This is a genomic window from Kitasatospora sp. NPDC058218 (assembly GCF_042882445.1).
Taxonomy (GTDB): Bacteria; Actinomycetota; Actinomycetes; order Streptomycetales; family Streptomycetaceae; genus Kitasatospora.
Window position 1 is genome coordinate 131,615 of the sequence record NZ_JBHVWC010000010.1, and the last position, 17,666, is coordinate 149,280.

At 73.5% G+C, this 17,666-nt stretch carries 16 protein-coding genes and 1 pseudogene; 10 read left to right on the forward strand and 7 right to left on the reverse strand.

Going from position 1 to position 17,666, the window contains the following annotated elements; translation table 11 throughout:
• Positions 1 to 55: 55 nt before the first annotated feature.
• Positions 56 to 664, forward strand: a complete 609-nt coding sequence (locus tag ACFVYI_RS08895) for a TetR/AcrR family transcriptional regulator (RefSeq protein ID WP_387882501.1) — start codon at positions 56 to 58, stop codon at positions 662 to 664.
• Positions 665 to 715: 51 nt separating this feature from the next.
• Here ACFVYI_RS08895 and ACFVYI_RS08900 read toward each other — a convergent pair whose 3' ends face one another.
• Complete coding sequence (locus tag ACFVYI_RS08900) at positions 716 to 2,107, reverse strand: MFS transporter (RefSeq protein WP_387882502.1); 1,392 nt, start codon at positions 2,105 to 2,107, stop codon at positions 716 to 718.
• Between the two features lie 72 nt (positions 2,108 to 2,179).
• Here ACFVYI_RS08900 and ACFVYI_RS08905 point away from each other — a divergent pair, with 72 nt between their 5' ends.
• Positions 2,180 to 3,169, forward strand: coding sequence for a helix-turn-helix domain-containing protein (locus ACFVYI_RS08905; protein ID WP_387882504.1), 990 nt, complete (start codon positions 2,180 to 2,182; stop codon positions 3,167 to 3,169).
• A gap of 57 nt (positions 3,170 to 3,226) precedes the next feature.
• On the opposite strand, the gene ACFVYI_RS08910 is transcribed toward ACFVYI_RS08905, so the two are convergent.
• Both ACFVYI_RS08910 and ACFVYI_RS08915 read right to left on the reverse strand, forming a co-directional pair.
• Entirely contained in the window at positions 3,227 to 3,379 is a 153-nt protein-coding gene (locus ACFVYI_RS08910) for a hypothetical protein (RefSeq protein ID WP_387882505.1), read from the reverse strand.
• Positions 3,369 to 3,827 carry an ATP-binding protein gene (locus tag ACFVYI_RS08915; protein WP_387882507.1) on the reverse strand — a complete coding sequence of 153 codons (459 nt, stop codon included), beginning with the start codon at positions 3,825 to 3,827 and terminating at the stop codon, positions 3,369 to 3,371. Before ACFVYI_RS08915 ends, ACFVYI_RS08910 begins: the two co-directional genes overlap by 11 nt.
• Before the next feature lie 281 nt (positions 3,828 to 4,108).
• Between ACFVYI_RS08915 and ACFVYI_RS08920 the strand changes: the two are divergent.
• The 4 genes and pseudogenes from ACFVYI_RS08920 (at position 4,109) to ACFVYI_RS08935 (ending at position 6,677) form a co-directional block, all read left to right on the forward strand.
• Positions 4,109 to 4,845: pseudogene (locus tag ACFVYI_RS08920) on the forward strand (DUF5753 domain-containing protein).
• 2 nt (positions 4,846 to 4,847) lie between these two features.
• Positions 4,848 to 5,081, forward strand: a complete 234-nt coding sequence (locus tag ACFVYI_RS08925) for a DUF397 domain-containing protein (protein WP_387882509.1) — start codon at positions 4,848 to 4,850, stop codon at positions 5,079 to 5,081.
• Positions 5,082 to 5,224: 143 nt separating this feature from the next.
• Entirely contained in the window at positions 5,225 to 6,190 is a 966-nt protein-coding gene (locus tag ACFVYI_RS08930; RefSeq protein WP_387882510.1) for a DUF4331 family protein, read from the forward strand.
• A gap of 133 nt (positions 6,191 to 6,323) precedes the next feature.
• Entirely contained in the window at positions 6,324 to 6,677 is a 354-nt protein-coding gene (locus ACFVYI_RS08935; RefSeq protein WP_387882573.1) for a cupin domain-containing protein, read from the forward strand.
• Positions 6,678 to 6,776: 99 nt separating this feature from the next.
• Here the strand turns inward: ACFVYI_RS08935 and ACFVYI_RS08940 are convergent, their stop codons facing one another.
• From ACFVYI_RS08940 to ACFVYI_RS08950, 3 genes are all read right to left on the reverse strand, one after another.
• The gene (locus ACFVYI_RS08940) at positions 6,777 to 7,004 is read right to left on the reverse strand and encodes a DUF6458 family protein (RefSeq protein ID WP_387882512.1); all 228 of its coding nucleotides are present in this window, start codon (positions 7,002 to 7,004) and stop codon (positions 6,777 to 6,779) included.
• Positions 7,005 to 7,056: 52 nt separating this feature from the next.
• Positions 7,057 to 7,749, reverse strand: a complete 693-nt coding sequence (locus tag ACFVYI_RS08945; RefSeq protein ID WP_387882514.1) for a hypothetical protein — start codon at positions 7,747 to 7,749, stop codon at positions 7,057 to 7,059.
• Between the two features lie 90 nt (positions 7,750 to 7,839).
• A complete protein-coding gene (locus ACFVYI_RS08950) occupies positions 7,840 to 8,373 on the reverse strand; it encodes a hypothetical protein (RefSeq protein WP_387882516.1) in 534 nt (177 codons plus the stop codon).
• Positions 8,374 to 8,626: 253 nt separating this feature from the next.
• Here ACFVYI_RS08950 and ACFVYI_RS08955 point away from each other — a divergent pair, with 253 nt between their 5' ends.
• A complete protein-coding gene (locus ACFVYI_RS08955; protein WP_387882518.1) occupies positions 8,627 to 9,370 on the forward strand; it encodes an alpha/beta hydrolase in 744 nt (247 codons plus the stop codon).
• A gap of 81 nt (positions 9,371 to 9,451) precedes the next feature.
• A complete protein-coding gene (locus ACFVYI_RS08960) occupies positions 9,452 to 9,916 on the forward strand; it encodes an OsmC family protein (protein WP_387882519.1) in 465 nt (154 codons plus the stop codon).
• 18 nt (positions 9,917 to 9,934) lie between these two features.
• Here ACFVYI_RS08960 and ACFVYI_RS08965 read toward each other — a convergent pair whose 3' ends face one another.
• Positions 9,935 to 13,108 (reverse strand): putative bifunctional diguanylate cyclase/phosphodiesterase, encoded by a 3,174-nt coding sequence (locus ACFVYI_RS08965; RefSeq protein ID WP_387882521.1) that lies wholly within the window; start codon positions 13,106 to 13,108, stop codon positions 9,935 to 9,937.
• A 335-nt stretch (positions 13,109 to 13,443) separates the two neighbouring features.
• On the opposite strand from ACFVYI_RS08965, the gene ACFVYI_RS08970 reads away from it, so the two are divergent.
• Positions 13,444 to 16,845, forward strand: a complete 3,402-nt coding sequence (locus tag ACFVYI_RS08970) for an amino acid adenylation domain-containing protein (RefSeq protein ID WP_387882575.1) — start codon at positions 13,444 to 13,446, stop codon at positions 16,843 to 16,845.
• Positions 16,842 to 17,639, forward strand: coding sequence for a leucyl/phenylalanyl-tRNA--protein transferase (locus ACFVYI_RS08975; RefSeq protein WP_387882523.1), 798 nt, complete (start codon positions 16,842 to 16,844; stop codon positions 17,637 to 17,639). The genes ACFVYI_RS08970 and ACFVYI_RS08975 overlap by 4 nt, the downstream gene beginning before the upstream one ends.
• Positions 17,640 to 17,666: the final 27 nt, after the last annotated feature.

Genomic DNA, 17,666 nt, shown 5'->3' on the forward strand with positions numbered 1-17,666 from the left:
ACATGGAGAGGTATTATTAAATTCGCATGTAAGAGGAATGGCGGAGGGAGCGGGCGTGGCGGCCAAGAAGGGCAGCGGCAAGGAGGCCCGCCGGGCCGAGCTGGGGGCGGCGGTGCAGCGCGCCCTGATGGTGCGCGGCCTGGAGGGCCTGCGGCTGCGCGACATCGCGGAGGAGGCCGGAGTGACGCCGGCCGCCGTGCTCTACTACGGCGACCTCGACGGACTGGTCCACGAGACCTACCAACGGGCCATCGAGCGCTACAGCCGTGGGCGCGAGGAGGCGGCGGCCGGCTTCGCCGACGCCCGCGACAAGCTCAGGGCCTGCATCGACAACGGCGTCGCCACCGGGCCCGAGGACGCGCTGACCAGGCTGCTCTTCGAGTACTGGCCGCGCTGCCTGCGCGATGCCAAGGCGGCCGCACTGGACAGCGCCTTGACGGAACGTCAGATCGCCGTCTACTCGGGGATCCTGGTCCTCGGCGAGGCGCAGGGCCACTTCGTCCTCCCGGATCCGCCGCGCCTGCTGGCCGCCAACTTCGTGGCGATGGAGGACGGTTACCAGATGGAGGTGCTCGCCGGCCGGCGCACCCGCACCGAGGTGGTCGGTGCGCTCTGCTCCTACGCCCGGGCCGTCACCGGTCACGACCCGGCCGGCCGGGCCTGAGAGGCGTTCTCCGCCGTCCCGGGCCCGGCCCCGGGGTGGCCGTCGGTCCGCTCACTCCCCGTGCGGGCCGTCCGGCACCCCCGGCCGGCCGTCGTCCGCGGGAGCGGCGCGGCGCAGCGTGCGGATCGCCGGGATCGCGAGCAGTGCCACGCACCCCGCCAGGCAGGCGCCCGCCGACACCAGCAGCAGCCGCCCCGGGGAGGCCAGCGCGATGGCCGGGCCCGCCAGGATCTGGCCGAGCGCGATGCCGGACACCGAGCCGCCCAGCTCGTACGCGGAGACCCGGTTGAGCACCGCGGGCGGGGTGTGGGTCTGCACGCTGGTCGCCCACATCACCGACCAGAACGCCAGGGCGCCGCCGCCGAGGACGTGGCCCGCCAGCAGCACCGGCAGGCCGGTGTCCAGCGCCACGCAGAGCGGCAGCACGGTGTACAGCGCCATCGCGACCGTGCCGGCGGCCAGGGGTCGGGCCGGGCGCACCCGCAGGGCGAGCAGGCCGCCGAGCACCGTCCCGGCGCCGAGGAAGGAGACCGCCAGGCCGTAGGCGTTCGGGCCGAGCCGGTCGCCGACCAGCGCCGAACTGAGCGGTACCAGCGGGCCGAAGACCAGGACGCCGTAGCCCATCCAGATCAGGATCACCGCCCACATCCAGGTGCGGGAGCGGAACTCCTGCCAGCCCCGGCGCAGGTCGCGACGGAGCGCACCGCCGGTGCGGGCGGCGGCGTCGGCCGGGGTACCCGCGGGCACGACGGCCGGGGCGAGCCGGACGAGCGCCAGGCACAGGGCGCTGAGCAGGAAGGTGCCGGCGTCGATCGCGTACACCGTCCCGGCGCCGGTCAGCGCGATCAGCAGCCCCGCGAAAGCCGGGCCGAGCAGTTGGGCGAGCGCGTCGGCGACCTTGAGCGTGGCGTTGGCCCGCTGGGGATCGCGGGCGACCTGCGGGACCATCCCGTTCGCCCCCGGCAGGAACATCGCGACGGCCACCCCGGCCACCGCCGCCATGGTCACCAGCAGCCAGAACGGCGGCGGACCAGCGAAGAACGCGGCCGCCAGCACCCCCTGGGTGAGCACCCGGACGAGGTCCGCGCCGACCATCATCCGGCGCGCGCCGAACCGGTCGGCGAACACCCCGCCGAACAGGACCACGACGACGAACGACCCGGTCCAGATGCCGAGGACGAGGCCTACCCCGGAGATCCCGTACAGCGCGCCGACGGCGAGCGCGGCGGCCACCGGCATCATCGCGTCGCCGAACATCGAGACCGTGCGGGCGGTGAAGAAGAGCGTGAACCGCTGGTCCCACAGCGGGGGCCGGCCGGGCGTCCTGGCGACTGTCCGGGCGGTCGGCGGATCGGTGGGCCGGTCGCGGGGCGGGGCGCCGGGCCCGTCGCCGGGCGGATCGCTGAGCGGTGAGAACTGGGTCAGGGGCTTCGCGGTGGTCACAGCATTGATAGTGGTCTCTACCAATTGGTCAGCCCCAGTGTCCTGAACGACATGATGGGGTACTTTCGCGTCATGACGCCACGTTCGCTGCCGAAGCCCCCGGCGCCGCACCGGGTGGTGGCGGTGTTGCAGCCCCAGCAGTCGACCTTCCCGCTGGCCTGCGCGGCCGAGGTGTTCGGTGACCACGGCCCGGCGGTCCCGGCCCGCTACGCGTTCGAGGTCTGTACCGAGCACCCCGGCCCGGTGCGCACCCAGGCCGGCTACGACCTGCTGGTCACGGCGGGCCTGGAGGCGCTGGAGCGCGCGGACACCGTGCTGGTCCCCGGCCGGCAGCAGGCGGCCGACGACGAGGTGCCGCCGGCGGTGGTCGAGGCGGTCCGCCGGGCGCACCGGCGCGGCGCGCGGATCGTCAGCCTCTGCTCGGGTGTCTTCGTCCTCGCCGCCGCCGGACTGCTGGACGGCCGCCGGGCCGCCGCCCACTGGGCCCGGGCCGACGAGCTGGCCGCCCGGTACCCGCAGGTCCGGGTCGACCCCGGAGTGCTCTACGTCGACCACGGCGACATCGCCACCAGCGCCGGATCGGCGGCCGGCGTGGACCTCTGCCTGCACCTGGTGCGCGAGGACCACGGCGCCGCGTACGCGCTGCGGATCGCCCGGCAGATGGTGATGCCGCCGCACCGCGAGGGCTGCCAGCTGCAGTACGCCGAACTGCCCACCTCCGGACCGGTCGCCGACTCGCTCGCCCCGCTGCTGGAGTGGCTGTCCGGGCGGTTGGACCAGCCGGTCAGCGTCGCCGAGATGGCGGTCCGCTCCCAGGTCTCGGCCCGCACGCTGACCCGGCGCTTCACCGAGCAGCTGGGCATCAGCCCCGGACGCTGGCTGCTGGACCGGCGGCTCGCCGCCACCCGGGCGCTGCTGGAGGAGACCGACCTGCCGGTGGAGACCATCGCCCGCCGGGTCGGCCTCTCCTCGGCCGTCAACCTGCGCCGACGCTTCCACGAGGCCCTGCGCACCACGCCCGCCGCCTACCGGCGCACCTTCCGCACGGAGGAGGCCGGGTAGGGGCGAACGCGGGGGCGTGGAGTGGGAAGTCGGCCAGGCCGACTTCCCATGTCGCGTTCAGGGGGTTGGGGTGACGGTGGCTCGGGGGGTCGTTGGGGTGGGCGGTTCGTCGGGCCGGGCGAGGTAGGTCCAGGCGATGAGGGCGAGGAGGAGGGTGAGGGGGAGCAGGGTGAGCGCGGCGGCCTGAGCGGAGGGGTTTTCAGCGCGCATGGGGGAGGTCGAGTTCGGCCCAGACGGTCTTGGCGTTGGGGTGGCGGGGGATGCTGCCCCAGCGGTCGGCGAGCGCACCGACGAGCGTGAGACCGCGTCCGGACTGGGAGTGGGCGGCGCAGGAGGCGGGCACGGCGGGGTGCCGGTCGCCCCGGCAGTCGGACACCTCGATGCGCAGCTTCGTGCCGCCCCGGGGTGTGGTGGTGAGGGTGAGGGCGAGCTCGAACCGGCGGCCCGGCACCCGCCCGTGGGTGCTGGCATTGGTGGCCAGTTCGGCGACCACGAGCAGCGCCGAGTGGAAGACGTCGGTGGCAAGGGAGTTGAGACCCCAGGCGGTGAGTTGCTGTCTCGCGATCCGGCGACCGGTCGAGGCGCCCTTGGGGGAAGCGGTGAGCTGCGCGGTGTGAGTGCGGGCGGTCGCGGTGTCGAGGGGAATTTCGGACTTCATGTGACAAAGCCTGGTGGCTCGGAAGTACCCTGACCATGCATCGGACGAGTACGGAGAGTGCCTGGTCGGATGCGGACTGTTGGTCTGGCGGCTGGCCCGGGATTAACCGGTCGAAGGCTCGGGCGAGCAAGGATGGGGAGGCTGTCATGGGCGGCAACGAGCGGGTGGTCTTCGAAGACGGCGAGCTGCCGGAGGGCTCGGAGGGGGTCGCGGAGTTCTACAGCGCGGTGGGGAAGCTGGTGAAGATGTTCCGGGAGCGGGCGGGGCTGACCCAGCGCGAGATGGCCGAAAGGCTCGGGTACGGGGAGGACCATATCGGTTCGGTCGAGCGGGGTCGACGGACCCCGAGGGTGGAGTTCCTGGCGGCGGTTGATGAACTGGTCGGGGCTGGAGGCATGTTGAAGGCCATCTCCGATGACGTCATGAGGGCCAAGGTCAGGGTGAGTACGCGGCACCCTGCCTGGTCGAAGGCTTTCACGACGGAGGAGGCGAAGGCTGTAGAGATCCACAACTACAGCACCATGACTATGCCTGGCCTGCTGCAGACGGAAGCCTATGCTCGGGCGCTGTACGAGATGCGAAGGCCTTTGCTGTCCGACGAGCAGATCGATCAGTGGGTCGCTGCCCGCATGGCTCGACAGGAGATCTTGACTCGCTGGCCGCGGCCGGTGGTCAGTTGGGTGATCGATGAGAGCCTGCTGATGAGGCCGATCGGCGGTTGGGGGGTTCATGCAGGCCAGCTGGAGAATCTGGTCAAGGTCGGGGAGGTCCGCGGCTTGGAACTCCATGTCATGCCGCTGGATCGAACCGAGACGCGGGCATGGGTGGCCCGTTCACGCTCCTCACGCCGAGCGGGAAGCCGCAGATCGCCTACGTGGAGGTGCAGCACGTCAACAGGTTGATCACGGACCCGGAGGAAGTCCGTATGATTGCCGCACGGTACAGCAGCATCCGGGGGCAGGCACTTGACACGCGACAGTCCCTGGCCCTGATCGAGCGGATTCTGGGAGAGCGGTGAGCATGACCGAGCTGGCGTGGTTCAAGAGCAGCTACAGCAGCAACGAGGGTGCCGACTGCGTCGAGATCGCTTGGCACAAGAGCAGCTACAGCGGAGACGAGGGTACTGAGTGCGTCGAGGTCGCCAGCGCCCCCGACGCCGTCCTCGTCCGTGACTCCAAGGACAGGAGCGGCCCCCACCTCACCTTCGCTCCGGGCGCCTGGCAGGCCTTCGTCGAGTTCGCCCGCTCCGTCTGACCTACCCTCACGCACCTCCCGGCCGTCCGCCAATCGGCGGACGGCCGCCTTCTGTACGGGTGGCCTCCCCCTCTTGTACGGGCCCCACTGGTAGCAACAGAGCCGACAGCCAGGGGGGAACGCAGAGACGAGGTAGCGCAGCCATGTCCCACCACCTCAGCGGTCCCAACCTCCGCTCTCCCCGGGGCGACGCCCGGCTCGACCTCACCGACCTGTTCGCGTTCCCGGCGGCCGACGCCTCGGGCCGGACGGTGCTCATCATGAACGTGAACCCGTACGCGCCGACCCAGGCGACGGCCTTCCACCCGAACGCCGTCTACCGGCTCAACATCGACAGCGACGGCGACGACCAGGCGGACGTCGCCTACTCCTTCACCTTCTCCGACCCCGACACCGGCGGCCAGACCGTCACCGTCCACCGGGCCACCGGCGAGGCCGCCCGCAAGCACGAGGCCACCGGCGACATCCTCTTCGCGGGCGTCCCGGTGGCCTTCGGCGACGCACCCGACGTCGTCGGGGCCGACGGCTACAAGCTCTCCGTCGGGCTGCGCAGCGACCCCTTCTTCGCCGACCTCGAAGGGATCGTCAACAACTTCACCTGGACCGGCAAGGACGCGATGGCCGAGGCGAACGTCTTCGGCATCGCCCTCGAAGTCCCGGACGCCGAGCTGGGGCCGGACCCGACGATCGGTGTCTGGGCGCGGGTCAGCCTGCACCAGGACGGTCAGCTGATCTCCGTCGACCGGGGCGCCCATCCGTCCCTGACGGCGTACTTCAACGCCGAGGAGGTCAAGGACGCCTACAACACGGGTGAGCCGGCCGACGACTGGGCGAAGTACCGGGAGCCCTGGACGGCCGTCCTCCAGCACACCGGGGACTACACCACGGAGGCGGCCACCGAGACGCTGAAGCTCGTGCTGCCGGACATCCTGCGCTACGACCGCTCCCGTCCGGCGATCTACCCCAACGGGCGGACGCTGGTCGACGACGTGACCTCGGCCCGGCTGGCCATGGTCTCCGGCGGCAAGATCACCAGCGACCACATCCCCCCGCACGTCGACCTGCTCCCCGTCTTCCCCCACCTGGGTCACCCGCACCCGGTCAACTGACCCGCCGGGGCTGCCCGTTCTCCCACGGGCAGCCCCGGCCCGGGGCCGTCCCGGCACGGCTCGCAGTCCCGGCCCCGTTCGGCGCCCCGTACGATCGGGTGTTTTCCGATCTTGCGAGGAGCCCTTCTTGGAGATGTTCCGCTTCGACCGCGCGGAGAGGGTCGTCGACCGCTTCGACAGCGTGGGCGCCACCGCCACTCCGGTCGCCGCCGGCGAGGGAACCGTCCACCTGACCTGCCTGGTCATCGAACCGGGCGGGACGATCGGCGCCCATCCGGCTCCGGTGGCCCAGCTCTTCCTGGTGATCGCGGGCGAGGGCTGGGTGGCGGGTGCCGACGGGCACCGGGTGCCGGTCTCGGCCGGGGACGGCGTCCGCTGGGAGCCGGGCGAGGGCCACACCTCCGGTACCGCCACCGGCCTCACGGCCCTCGCCGTGGAGGGCCCGTCGTTGCTCCTCGCCACCCCCGGCCCGCGCGCGACCTCCTGAGGCCGCCCCGGCTCCGGCCGTCGCCGCGAACGCCCTTGCGCCGCCGGACCCGTACGGGCGTCCGGCGGCCAGAGGGGGCGGAAGAGGGCCAGGAGGGGGTCAGGTGCCGTCGTAGTAGCGGCGCTCCTCCACCACCGGGTCGGCCGCGCGGGGGCTCACCGGGCGGCGGCGGCGCAGTGCGCGGGCGTAGACGACCAGGCCGAGCAGGCCGGCCACCATCAGGACGACGCCGACCACGTCGAGGTTGACCCCCGAGAGGTGCCAGTCGACGGCGAAGGCGAGGATGGCGCCCAGGGCGAAGAGGATGATGCAGCCACCGATACCCATGACGAGTTCCTTCCCGTGCTCGGGGCGTGCTGGGGCGTGCTGGGGCGTGCGGTCAGGCGAGCAGGCGGTCGAGGGCGGAGCGGTAGTCGCGCATCGCCAGGCGCAGTTGCTCGGTGCGGGCGCCGGGCTCCTCGTCGGGGGTGCGGCAGCCTTCGCGCAGGTCCTCCAGCCGTCGGCGGACGGCCTCGGCGACCAGGTCGGCGGTCCGGCCGACCAGGCCGTCGGCGGCGGCGACGGAGCCGGCGGGGTCGTCCACGAAGGCGATCTGGGCGCGTTCCCAGTCGGCCCGCACCTCCTGGACGGCCTGCGCGTCCAGCCAGGGGCCGAGGCCGCCGACCGGTCGGCCGGGGGCGGTCCGCGCGACGGCCTCGCCGCTCGGGGCGGTCGGGGGCTGCGGAGCCTGCGGCATCAGGGGCGGCGCGGCCGGAGCGGCGGGGACGGCGGGCGGGGTGGGCGGCTCGGGCTCGCGGACCGCCGGGAACACCTGGAGCGCGGCGCCGTCCGGACGAGCGGGATCGGGAGCGGGGGCAGAAGCGGACGTCGGTGCGGGCTCGGGCGTGCGCTCGTGGCCGGCGGCGTGCCGGGGGCTGCCGGCCCGGGCAGCCCGCTGCTCCTGTCCGGTGCCGGCCCGGCCGCCGAGGTGCGGGCCGGCGTGGCGCGGATCGGCGCGGTGGGCCCTGCCGTGACCGGCCCGGTCGTCGTCGCTCGGGCCGTTTCCGGTGCGGTGCTGCTCGATGCGGGTCATCGTCTCCTCCTCGGACTGACGTCGTGCGGATCGACGTGCGGATCGATCGACGTTCGGGCGCTGTACGGACGCTGTACGGACGGGGGCCGGTCAGTGGCGGGTGAGTACGCCGCCGCGGTCGTCGTGGAGCAGTTCCACGACCAGGTCGCGGACGGCGATCACGGAACGGCGCAGTTCCTCGCTGTCGGCGCCCGGGTCGTCCAGGGTCCGACGGGCGTCGCGGTAGGCGGGCACCCGGGCCGCGTGATCGACGGAGAGGACCTCCGGCCGGTCCTCGTCCGGGTAGCCCATGTCGGTGAGCAGCGCATCGAGCAGTCGCGCCGTGCGGACGGCGGACTGGCGCGGGTCCTCGACGAACAGGGCTTGCAGGCCGCGCAGTTCGGCCAGGTAGCGGTCCCGGTCGGCGGCCTCGACGGGGACGGTCTTCACCCGGCGGCGCAGGGCCAGCCGGTCGGCGAGGTCGTGTTCGGCCGCGCGGGTGTCGCCGTTGTGGACGAGGACGGTGCGGTCGTACTCCGGCCCGAACCGCTCGCGCAGCCTGCGCGAGCGCAGCCGGGGGGTCAGGACGGCGAAGAGTGCGGCCGCCGCGACGACCGCGACGATGACGATGTGGAGAACCTCCATCTCCGCTCCTTTCGTCGGCGGTCCGCCGGTGCGGGCCGCCGGGCCCTCGCCTTGCCCGTCCGGCGCCCGCCAAACCCGCCGGGGGAGCGGGCGGCCGTCCGGTCGGCCCGGGCGGGGAAACGGTTGTCCCTCCGAACGGGGTGTCGGGTACGGTTCCCTGACACATGATCCTGCTCCCCTCCGCGCAGCCGTCCGGTTCGCCCGGCGGGGCGGCCGGGGGAGCGTCCGACGGGATCCCGAAAGGCCACGACCCATGCGCTTCCTCGCGGAGACGACCTCGGACGGCGTCTCGGAACGCCTCTTCACCCTCGACGGGGTTCCCGGCGTGCTCTGGTCGCCCGCCGGCGCGGTCGGCGGCCGCCCGCTGGTGCTGCTGGGCCACGGCGGCGGCGGGCACAAGCGGCACGCGAGTCTGGTGGCCCGCGCCCGCCGTTGCGTGACGGCGTACGGCTTCGCGGTCGCGGCGGTCGACGCGCCCGGGCACGGGGACCGGCCGCGAACCGAGCGGGACGAGTGGTTCACGACGGAGATCGGGGCGTTGCTGGCGGCGGGGGAGCCGCTGAACCCCGAGGTCGTCCGCCACACCGCCGACCTCGCGGCGCGGGCGGTGCCCGAGTGGCGGGCGGTGCTGGACGCGCTCCGCGAACTCGACGACGTGGGCGCGGAGCACCCGGTGGGCTACTGGGGCCTGTCGCTGGGCAGCGTGATCGGCCTTCCGCTCGTCGCGGCCGAACCGCGGATCCGCGCCGCCGTGTTGGGCCTGGCCGGCGACGACTCATTGGCCGGGGCGGCGGCCCGGGTGACCGTCCCGGTCGAGTTCGTGCTGCAGTGGGACGACGAACTGGTCCCGCGCGAGGCGGGCCTCGCGCTGTTCGACGCCCTCGGCTCCGGCGAGAAGACGCTGCACGCCAACCCCGGTGGCCACGGGGCCGTGCCCGCGTTCGAGCCGGAGGGCGCGGCGCGGTTCTTCGAACGGCACCTGTGCGGGGCTCCGTAGGGTGGGAGCGCCGGGCGTGGCCCGGCACCCCCGGAGTCGGGGCGTCACAGGGCACGACCGGATCCGCAGAAGAGGATGACGATGGAACAGCAGCAGGCCGACCGCGGGCTCGTCGTGGTGAGCGAGAACGGCAACGGCCGGTACGGGCAGCAGGTCCGGGCCGGCCGCCACGAGCTGGTGGCCGACGAGCCCGCGCCGATCGGCGCCGACAGCGGGCCGAACCCCTACGACCTGCTGCTGGCCGCGCTCGGCAGCTGCACCTCGATGACGGTGCGGATGTACGCGGAGCGCAAGGGCTGGCCGCTGGAGAAGGTCACGGTCGCGCTGCGGCACGAGCGGGTGCACGCGAAGGACTGTGCCGAGTGCGAGAGCGGGCACGGGCTCGTCGACCGCATCACCCGGGAGATCCGGCTGGACGGCGACCTCGACGACGAACAGCGCCGGCGCCTGTTGGAGATCGCGGAGAAGTGCCCGGTGCACCGGACCTTGACCGCCGGCGTCGTGGTCAGCACCACGGTGGTGCCGCCGCAGGGCCCGCAGGCCTGAGAGGGCGCGCCGGCCCTGTCAGTTGCGCCGCACGCCCGCCAGGTCGGACTCGCCCCGGACCAGGGCGCCGGCCTGGTCCGGCGTCAGCGGCCGGGCGAAGAGGTAGCCCTGGCCGAGGGGACAGCCCATGGCGGCGAGCAGGTCGCGCTGTTCGGTGTTCTCGATGCCCTCGGCGATGACCTGGACGCCGAGCGTGTCCGCGATCCTGGTGATGCCCTCGACCAGCGCGTACTGCTGCTGCGACATCCCGAGCCCGTCGATGAAGGACTTGTCGATCTTCAGGATCGAGATCGGGAACTCCCGCAGGTAGGAGAGCGAGGAGTAGCCGGTGCCGAAGTCGTCGATCGCGATGCCCACGCCCAGTTCGCTGAGCGTGCGCATGTCGGTGTGCACCCGCTCGTCACGTCGCATCAGCACCGACTCCGTCAGCTCCAGCACCAGCCCGTTGGGGTCGATCCCGGAGGCCCGGATCGCGCCCCGGACGACGTCGACGAAGCCGGCGTCCCGGAACTGCCGGGCCGAGACGTTCACGTTGACCCGCAGCGGGGGCCGCCCGGCGGCGCGGCGGCGGTCGGTGCTCAGCCGCTGCCAGGCGGCGGCCTCCTGGGCGGCGCGTTCCAGGACCCAGGCACCGAGCGGCACGATCTGGCCGCTCTCCTCCGCGAGCGCGATGAACTCGTCCGGGAGGACCATGCCGCGCCGGTCGTGCGGCCAACGGACCAGCGCCTCGAAGGCCACCAGGTCGCCCGTCGCCAGGTCGACGATCGGCTGGTAGTAGAGCTTGAACGCGGACTCGGCGATCGCGGTGTCCAGGTTCTCGTTCAGCTCGTGCCGCTCCACCAGCCCGGCCTGCAGGGCGGGCTGGTAGTGGCACCACTGGCGCTTGCCGGCCGACTTCGCGGAGTACAGGGCCAGGTCGGCGTGGGTGAGCAGCTCCGCCGCGTCCACGCTGTCCTCCGTGGTCGCCACGCCGATGCTCGCCGTCACCCGGACCGCGCCCGCACTCAGTTTGAACGGCTCGACGAACGCGGCCAGCACGCTGTCGGCGATGGCGCCGACGTCCGCCGGGCGCACCGCGTCCTCCACCAGCACCGCGAACTCGTCGCCGCCGAGCCGGGCCGCCGTGTCGGAGGTGCGCAGCGCGGTGGAGACCCGCAGCGAGACGGCCACCAGCAGCTCGTCGCCGACCGCGTGGCCCTGGGTGTCGTTGACCACCTTGAAGTCGTCCAGGTCGATGAAGAGCACGCCGGTGACCGCGCCGCTGCGCTCGCCCCGGGACAGCGCGTGGCCGACCCGGTCCTGGAAGAGCACCCGGTTGGCCAGGCCGGTGAGGGAGTCGTGGAAGGCCCGGTGGGTGAGTTCGCGCTCCATCTGCCGCTGCTCGGTGACGTCGCGCAGGGTGAGCACCAGGCCGCCGACGGTCGGATCCCCGCGCAGGTCGTTGCAGCGGACCTCGGCCTCGATGGGTGTGCGGTCCTGGCGCAGCAGCCGCCAGTGCTCGCGCTGCGGCTCGCGGTCGTTGCCGGAGCGGGTGCCGCTGCCGTCCAGGCCCCGCATCCGGGCCAGCGCGCTGCCGACGGCGCGGCTGTCCTCGGGCGGGACGAGGTCGGTGATCAGGACGCCGTCCAGGGCGGGGTAGCCGAGGACGCGCTGGGCGGAGGAGGAGGCGTAGCGGACGCCGTCGTCGGCGTTGAGGATCAGGATGACGTCGCTGGCGCTCTGCACCAGGGTGCGGAAGTAGGCCTCGCTGTTGCGGCGGTTGATCTCCTGGCTCAGCATGACGCGCTCGACGGCCAGGGCGGCCTGGGCGGCCAGGATCTCCAGCGAGCTCCAGAGGCTGGTCAGCTCCTGCTCGGTGCCGGTGACGATGAGGGCGCCGATCAGCGGGTCGCCGGAGGGGCGCTCGGCCAGGGTGAGAGGGCAGAGCAGGGCGGAAGGCATGCCGTCGAAGCGGACGGCGAGATCGGTGCCGATGTCCTCGACGGGGAGTAACCGGGTCTCGCGGACGGCCGCGAGGGCGAGCACCTCGTCGGAGTCGGTGCCGTCGCGCAGGTGGTGCTGGGCGGGGCCGCGCTCGGCGTGCCGGATGTGCAGGACGCCGGCCTCGCTGACCGCGAGCAGGGCGACGTGCCCGGCCTCGGTGGGCATCAGGGTGGAGGCGGCGCCCTGGACGGCGTCGGCGACCTCCTCGACGGTGACGGCCGCGGTGAGCGAGGCACCGGCCTCGCGCAGCACCCGTTCGCGGGCGATGGCCTCCCGCCGGGCGCTCACCACGATCGCGAGGCGGGCCAGCACGAGCAGGAAGAGCAGCGCGGAGAAGGCGCCGATCACCCCGGCGTTGTTGTTGTTGCCGTTGACGGACTCGACGATCAGGATCGTCGGCGCGACCAGCGAGGCCGCGGCGAGCAGGGCGAGCCGGCCCCGGCCGAGATCGACCTGTTGGCTGGGGACGGGCTTGGTCAGCTCGACCATCGAGGGGTGCAGGGCGGCCGCGCCCCAGGCGGTGTAGAAGGCCGCCCAGCCGAGGTCGACCGGGGTGCCGATGTGCCAGTTGCCGTGCAGCAGGATCAGCCCGTACAGGATGTCGGAGACCAGCAGGCCGACGGTGCCGACGGTGAGCAGCTGCAGTGCGCGGCTGCCGCCGCCGCGTGGCACCAGCAGGCGCAGCAGCAGGGCGAGGACCACCACGTCGCCCAGCGGGTAGGCGATCGACACGGCCTTCTGGAACCAGCTGAGGTCCGGGTTCCGGGCGTAGGGGAGGATCAGGTAGATCCAGGCGAGCAGCGCCAGGCCCATGGTCAGGATGAGGGCGTCCAGCAGGCTGGCGCGGTCCTGATGCGCCGTCCGCCAGCGGATGAAGCCCAACACGCCCGCCGCGTACAGCAGGTACTCGGCGAGGTAGAAGCCGTCGGCGACGGAGGGGTAGGGGGTGCCCAGGTGCAGGAACTGCATCTGGACGACCTGGACGACCTCGCCGGCGGTGAAGCTGAGGTTGGCGAGTGCGAGCAGGTACCAGAACAGCCGGTGCGCCGGGCGGTTGAGGTGCACACCGACCACGATGGCCGCGACGCCGCCGAGGCCGATGCCGGTCCACCAGATGATCCGCTGGGTCGGGTTGCTGTAGTAGATGCAGGTGAACAGCACCATCCACGACAGGTAACAGACCATCAGGCGTTGTCGCCGACGTGTCAAGGAGGCTACCTCCTCCGCGACATCACTTCGCCGGTCCGGCGGTGATTTCGGGTGAGGGCGGATCCTGCGGTACGCAGGTCCGCGTTGTGCTCTGATCCGTGTCCGGCGTTCCGAACTCGGCGTCCTGGTCGGGTGTTCCGGGCGGGTGCTCCGGTCGGGGGCCCGCAGCTTTCGGGCAGCGGCCTCGGGCGTCCGGTGGCTTGCGGCCGGACGTTCGAAATAAGCCTTGAGTGCGTATAGTCGGAAATGTCGCACCTCCCAGCATTCTGCCGCCAACGCACGAGGTCAAGCCGGTGGACGATGCAGTCGACAGCGCACAGGGCGCACGTTCGGATGTGAACTCCGGACGTCACGCCGTGCTGCGGAACGAAGACGGTCAGTACGCGATCTGGCCCGGTGACTTCACCGTGCCGGGCGGCTGGCACACGGTGTTCGGGCCGGCCTCGCGCGCGCAGTGCCGGGCCCACGTCGAGCGCGAGTGGCGCTGGGGCGGGCTCGGGCTCCCGGGGTCAGGCGGCGCCGGACGCGGCCCGGCCCGGGCCGGGTTCTCGGACACCGTGCATGGGCTGTTCCGGGCGCGGGCCGCCCACGACCCGGACGCGATCGCGCTCCTCACCGAGGACGGTGAGCTGAGCTACCGCGAACTCGACCGGCGCAGCGACCGGCTGGCCGGCGCACTGCGGGCCCGGGGCATCGGGCCGGAGCGCGTGGTGCCGGTCTGCCTGGAGCGCGGGGTGGACCTCGTGACGGCCTGGCTCGGTGTGCTCAAGGCCGGCGGGGCGTTCCTGCCGCTGGACCCGGCACACCCGCAGCGGCGGCTCGCGCAGCTCGTCGAGGACTGCCGGGCCGAGGTGGTGGTCGCGGCGCACGAGCGGTACTTCGCCGGGGTCCCGGTGCTCGGCGCCGACGCCCGGGTGGAGCCGGGCGAGGGCGCGGGGCCCGAGCAGGACGCCGGCCGGGACGCCGGCCAGGCCGCTGACCAGGACGCCGGCCCGGTGACGGACACGGCCACGCCGGACGACCTCGCCTACCTGATCTACACCTCCGGCACCACCGGCACCCCCAAGGGCGTGCCGGTCACCCACCGTTCCCTGGTCTTCACGCTGGACCGGGTGATCCACGCCTATGCGCTCACCCCGAGTGACCGGGTGCTCCAACTCGCCGCGCTGGGCTTCGACACCTCGCTGGAGCAGGTGTTCGCCACCCTGGTGAGCGGCGGGACGCTCGTCCTCGGCGGCGCGCGGACCTGGGCCCCGACCGAACTGGTGCACCGGATGCGGGAGCTCCGGCTGACCGTCGCCGACCTCACGCCCGCCTACTGGCACCACGTGCTCGCGCTGCTCCCCGAGGGCGGGCCCGCCCCCGAGGGCCTGCGGCTGGTCGTGGTCGGCGGGGACACCGTCCACACCGACGACAGCCGGGACTGCCTGGCGCGGCTGCCCGGCGTCCGGCTGGTCAACGCGTACGGGGTGACCGAGGCGGCCGTCACGTCCACGCTCTGCGAGATCACCCCGGCGGTGCTGGCCCCGGCGGGCGGGGTCGGGCCCGGCGCGGCCCCCGTCCCGATCGGCAAGCCGCTGCCGGGGGTGCGGCTGCACCTGCTGGACGCCCGGCTCAGCCCGGTGCGGCCCGGCGAGAAGGGCGAGATCTACCTCGGTGGCCCCGGCCTCGCCCGGGGCTACTGGCGCGCGCCCGGACTCACGGCGGAGGCCTTCCTGCCCGATCCCTACGCGCCCGTCCCCGGCGAGCGGATGTACCGCACCGGCGACGCCGGCCGCTGGCGGGCCGACGGCCAGCTGGAGATCCTCGGCCGCTTCGACGACCAGGTGAAGGTCCGCGGCTACCGGGTCGACCCGGCCGAGGTGGAGTCCGTGCTCGCCTCCCACCCGGACGTCCGGCAGGCCCGCGTCGCGGCCGACGGCAGCTCGGACGGCGCGCACGTGCTGACCGCCTACTACACGCTCGCCGGGCGCAACGGCTCCGGCGCCCAGGCCCGGCGGTCCCAGATCCGCGAGTACCTCGCCGAGCGGCTGCCGGACTTCATGGTCCCGGCCGACTTCGTCCTGCTCGACAGCATGCCGCTGACCGCGGCCGGCAAGATCGACCGGCGCGGGCTGCCGCGCACCGCGCCGCAACTCCAGCGGCGTGACGGCGACGGCGAGCGGCACGCGGTCGAGGCTCGCGGCGCCGACACCCGGGCCGACGTGGCCGACCGCGCCCGCCGCGGCGCGGGCTCGCTCCTCGACGGCAGCGGGAGCACGATCGAGCCCGCCGTCGCCCACCTCTGGTCCGAGCTGCTCGGCGTCGAGGAGGTCGGCCCGGCCGACGACTTCTTCGCCCTCGGCGGCAACTCGCTGCTCGCCATGGAGATGCTGGCCCGGGCCCGGATCATGTTCGGCATCGACGTCACCCGGATCCGCTTCCTCACCCGCTCCCTGCTGCGCGACGCCACCCTGCGCGCCTTCGCCACGGCCACCCAGGCCGCCCGCTCCGACCGCAACGGCTTCGGCGAGACGGCCGTCGACTGGACGGCCGAGGCCGAACTCGGCACCCCCGTCCGGCAGTCCTGGCGCCCCGCGCCCTCCCGGGCCGAGCCGGCCGAGATCCTGCTCACCGGCGCCACCGGCTTCTGCGGCGCCCACCTGCTCGACGCCCTGCTGGCCACCACCCGGGCACGCATCCACTGCCTGGTCCGCGCCCCCGACGAGGAGCACGCGGTGGAGCGCATCCGCGCCGCCCAGCAGCGGTACCTGAGGCAGGACGTGCTGGACAGCCGGGTGGTCCCGCTGGTCGGGGACCTCGCCGAACCGCTGCTCGGGCTGCCCCAGCACCGCTTCCAGTCGCTCGCCGAGAGCCTGGACGCGATCCACCACCTCGGCGGGCAGGTCAACTTCATCTACCCCTACCACCAGCTGCGCGGCCCCAACGTCGGCGGCACCCGGGAGATCGTCCGGCTGGCCGGGCACTCGCGGGGCATCCCGGTGCACTACCTCTCCACGCTCGCCGTGCTCGCCGGCTTCGGCCCGGCCGGCGTCGGCGAGGTGACCGAACGGACGCCGCTGGCCCACCCGGAGCGACTGGCGGTCGGCTACGTGGAGAGCAAGTGGGTCGCCGAGCAACTGCTGCACAACGCGGCGGCGGCCGGGCTGCCGGTCACCGTGCTGCGGACGAACGACGTCACCGGCGACCTCACCACCGGGGTGATGAACACCGGAACGGAGATCTGCGCGCTGATCAAGTACATGGCGGACAGCGGGAGTTGCCCGGACGTCCGGCTGCTGCTCGACTTCGTCCCGGCTGACCGGTTCAGCCTCGCCGTCGCGCACATCGCCCGCCACGCCCCCGCGATCGGCGAGGTCTACCACGTGACCTCGCCGCGCCCGGCCGCCCTCGTCGACCTCGCCGACCGGCTGCGGGAGCGCGGCCACCGGGTGGAGCAAGTCCCGTACAAGGCCTGGGTCGAGGACCTCGTCCGGTTCGCCGCCGGGCACCCCACCCACCCGATGACGCCGTTCGTCCCGCTCTTCGTGGACCGGAGCCCGGGTACCGAACTGTCCATCAGCGAGATGTACTTCCGACCGACGTTCCCGCTGTTCGACCGGGCCAACACAGAACAGGCCCTGGTGGGCAGCGGGATCGACCTGCCGGCGGTGGACGACGCGTTACTCGACCGCTACCTGGACCAGTTGACGGCGGAGGGCTTCCTGGCGCCCCCGCTCGGGGTGGTCCGCCGATGAGCGGGCCGGGCCCGGAGTCCGGGGCATCCGGTGCGTCCGGGGCGTTCGAGCGGCTGGACCTGCGGCGGGCGCCCGGGGACGGGCCGGTGGCGTTCGGCGCGGAGCTCGGGGCGGACGTGCTGCTGGCGGCCTACCACCGCGGGCTCTTCCCGATGCCCGCCGCCGACGACTACGCGAGCGCCTTCAACGAGGCCCGGTTCGAGGAGGCGGTGGCGGCGGGGGAGGTGGCGCTGCTGCCCGGCGCCGAGGACGACCCCTACGCGCTCGCCTGGTGGTCGCCCGACCCCCGCCCGGTGATCGCCCCGGGCGGGGTGCGCCTCGGGAGCCGGCTCGCCCGGCGGCTGCGCAACGGCCTGCACTGGTGGACCAGCGCCGACCGGGCCTTCGCACGCGTCCTCGCCGCCTGTGCGGAGGGGCGTCAACCACCGTGGCTCACTGAACAGTTGAGCACCACGCTGATCGAACTGCAGGAGCGCGGCGTCGCCCACAGCGCCGAGGTCTGGGAGGGCGAGGAGCTGATCGGCGGGGTCTTCGGGGTCGCCGCCGGCCCCGTCCTCAGCCTCGACTCGATGTTCCACCGCCGCCCCGACGCCGGCCGCGTCGCCGTCGCCGACCTCGCCGCCCGGTTCGCCGCGGCCGGCGGCCGGCTGCTGGACGCCCAGTGGGACACGCCCCACGTCCGCACCCTCGGCGCCACCGCCGTCCCGCGCGAGCACTACCTCAGCGCACTCGCGGCCCCGGCGGACGTCGGCCCGCTCCCCACCGGAGCGCTCCCGGCGGCCCGGCTGGGCTGAGGTGCGCCGCGGTCGGCGGGTGTGGGC

Bases quoted from the DNA above. Each gene is read 5' to 3' on its own strand.
- ACFVYI_RS08905 (WP_387882504.1), top strand. From the start codon at position 2,180: ATGACGCCACGTTCGCTGCCGAAGCCCCCGGCGCCGCACCGGGTGGTG.
- ACFVYI_RS08910 (WP_387882505.1), bottom strand. From the start codon at position 3,379: ATGCGCGCTGAAAACCCCTCCGCTCAGGCCGCCGCGCTCACCCTGCTC.
- ACFVYI_RS08915 (WP_387882507.1), bottom strand. From the start codon at position 3,827: ATGAAGTCCGAAATTCCCCTCGACACCGCGACCGCCCGCACTCACACC.
- ACFVYI_RS08925 (WP_387882509.1), top strand. From the start codon at position 4,848: ATGACCGAGCTGGCGTGGTTCAAGAGCAGCTACAGCAGCAACGAGGGT.
- ACFVYI_RS08930 (WP_387882510.1), top strand. From the start codon at position 5,225: ATGTCCCACCACCTCAGCGGTCCCAACCTCCGCTCTCCCCGGGGCGAC.
- ACFVYI_RS08935 (WP_387882573.1), top strand. From the start codon at position 6,324: ATGTTCCGCTTCGACCGCGCGGAGAGGGTCGTCGACCGCTTCGACAGC.
- ACFVYI_RS08940 (WP_387882512.1), bottom strand. From the start codon at position 7,004: ATGGGTATCGGTGGCTGCATCATCCTCTTCGCCCTGGGCGCCATCCTC.
- ACFVYI_RS08945 (WP_387882514.1), bottom strand. From the start codon at position 7,749: ATGACCCGCATCGAGCAGCACCGCACCGGAAACGGCCCGAGCGACGAC.
- ACFVYI_RS08950 (WP_387882516.1), bottom strand. From the start codon at position 8,373: ATGGAGGTTCTCCACATCGTCATCGTCGCGGTCGTCGCGGCGGCCGCA.
- ACFVYI_RS08955 (WP_387882518.1), top strand. From the start codon at position 8,627: ATGCGCTTCCTCGCGGAGACGACCTCGGACGGCGTCTCGGAACGCCTC.
- ACFVYI_RS08960 (WP_387882519.1), top strand. From the start codon at position 9,452: ATGGAACAGCAGCAGGCCGACCGCGGGCTCGTCGTGGTGAGCGAGAAC.
- ACFVYI_RS08975 (WP_387882523.1), top strand. From the start codon at position 16,842: ATGAGCGGGCCGGGCCCGGAGTCCGGGGCATCCGGTGCGTCCGGGGCG.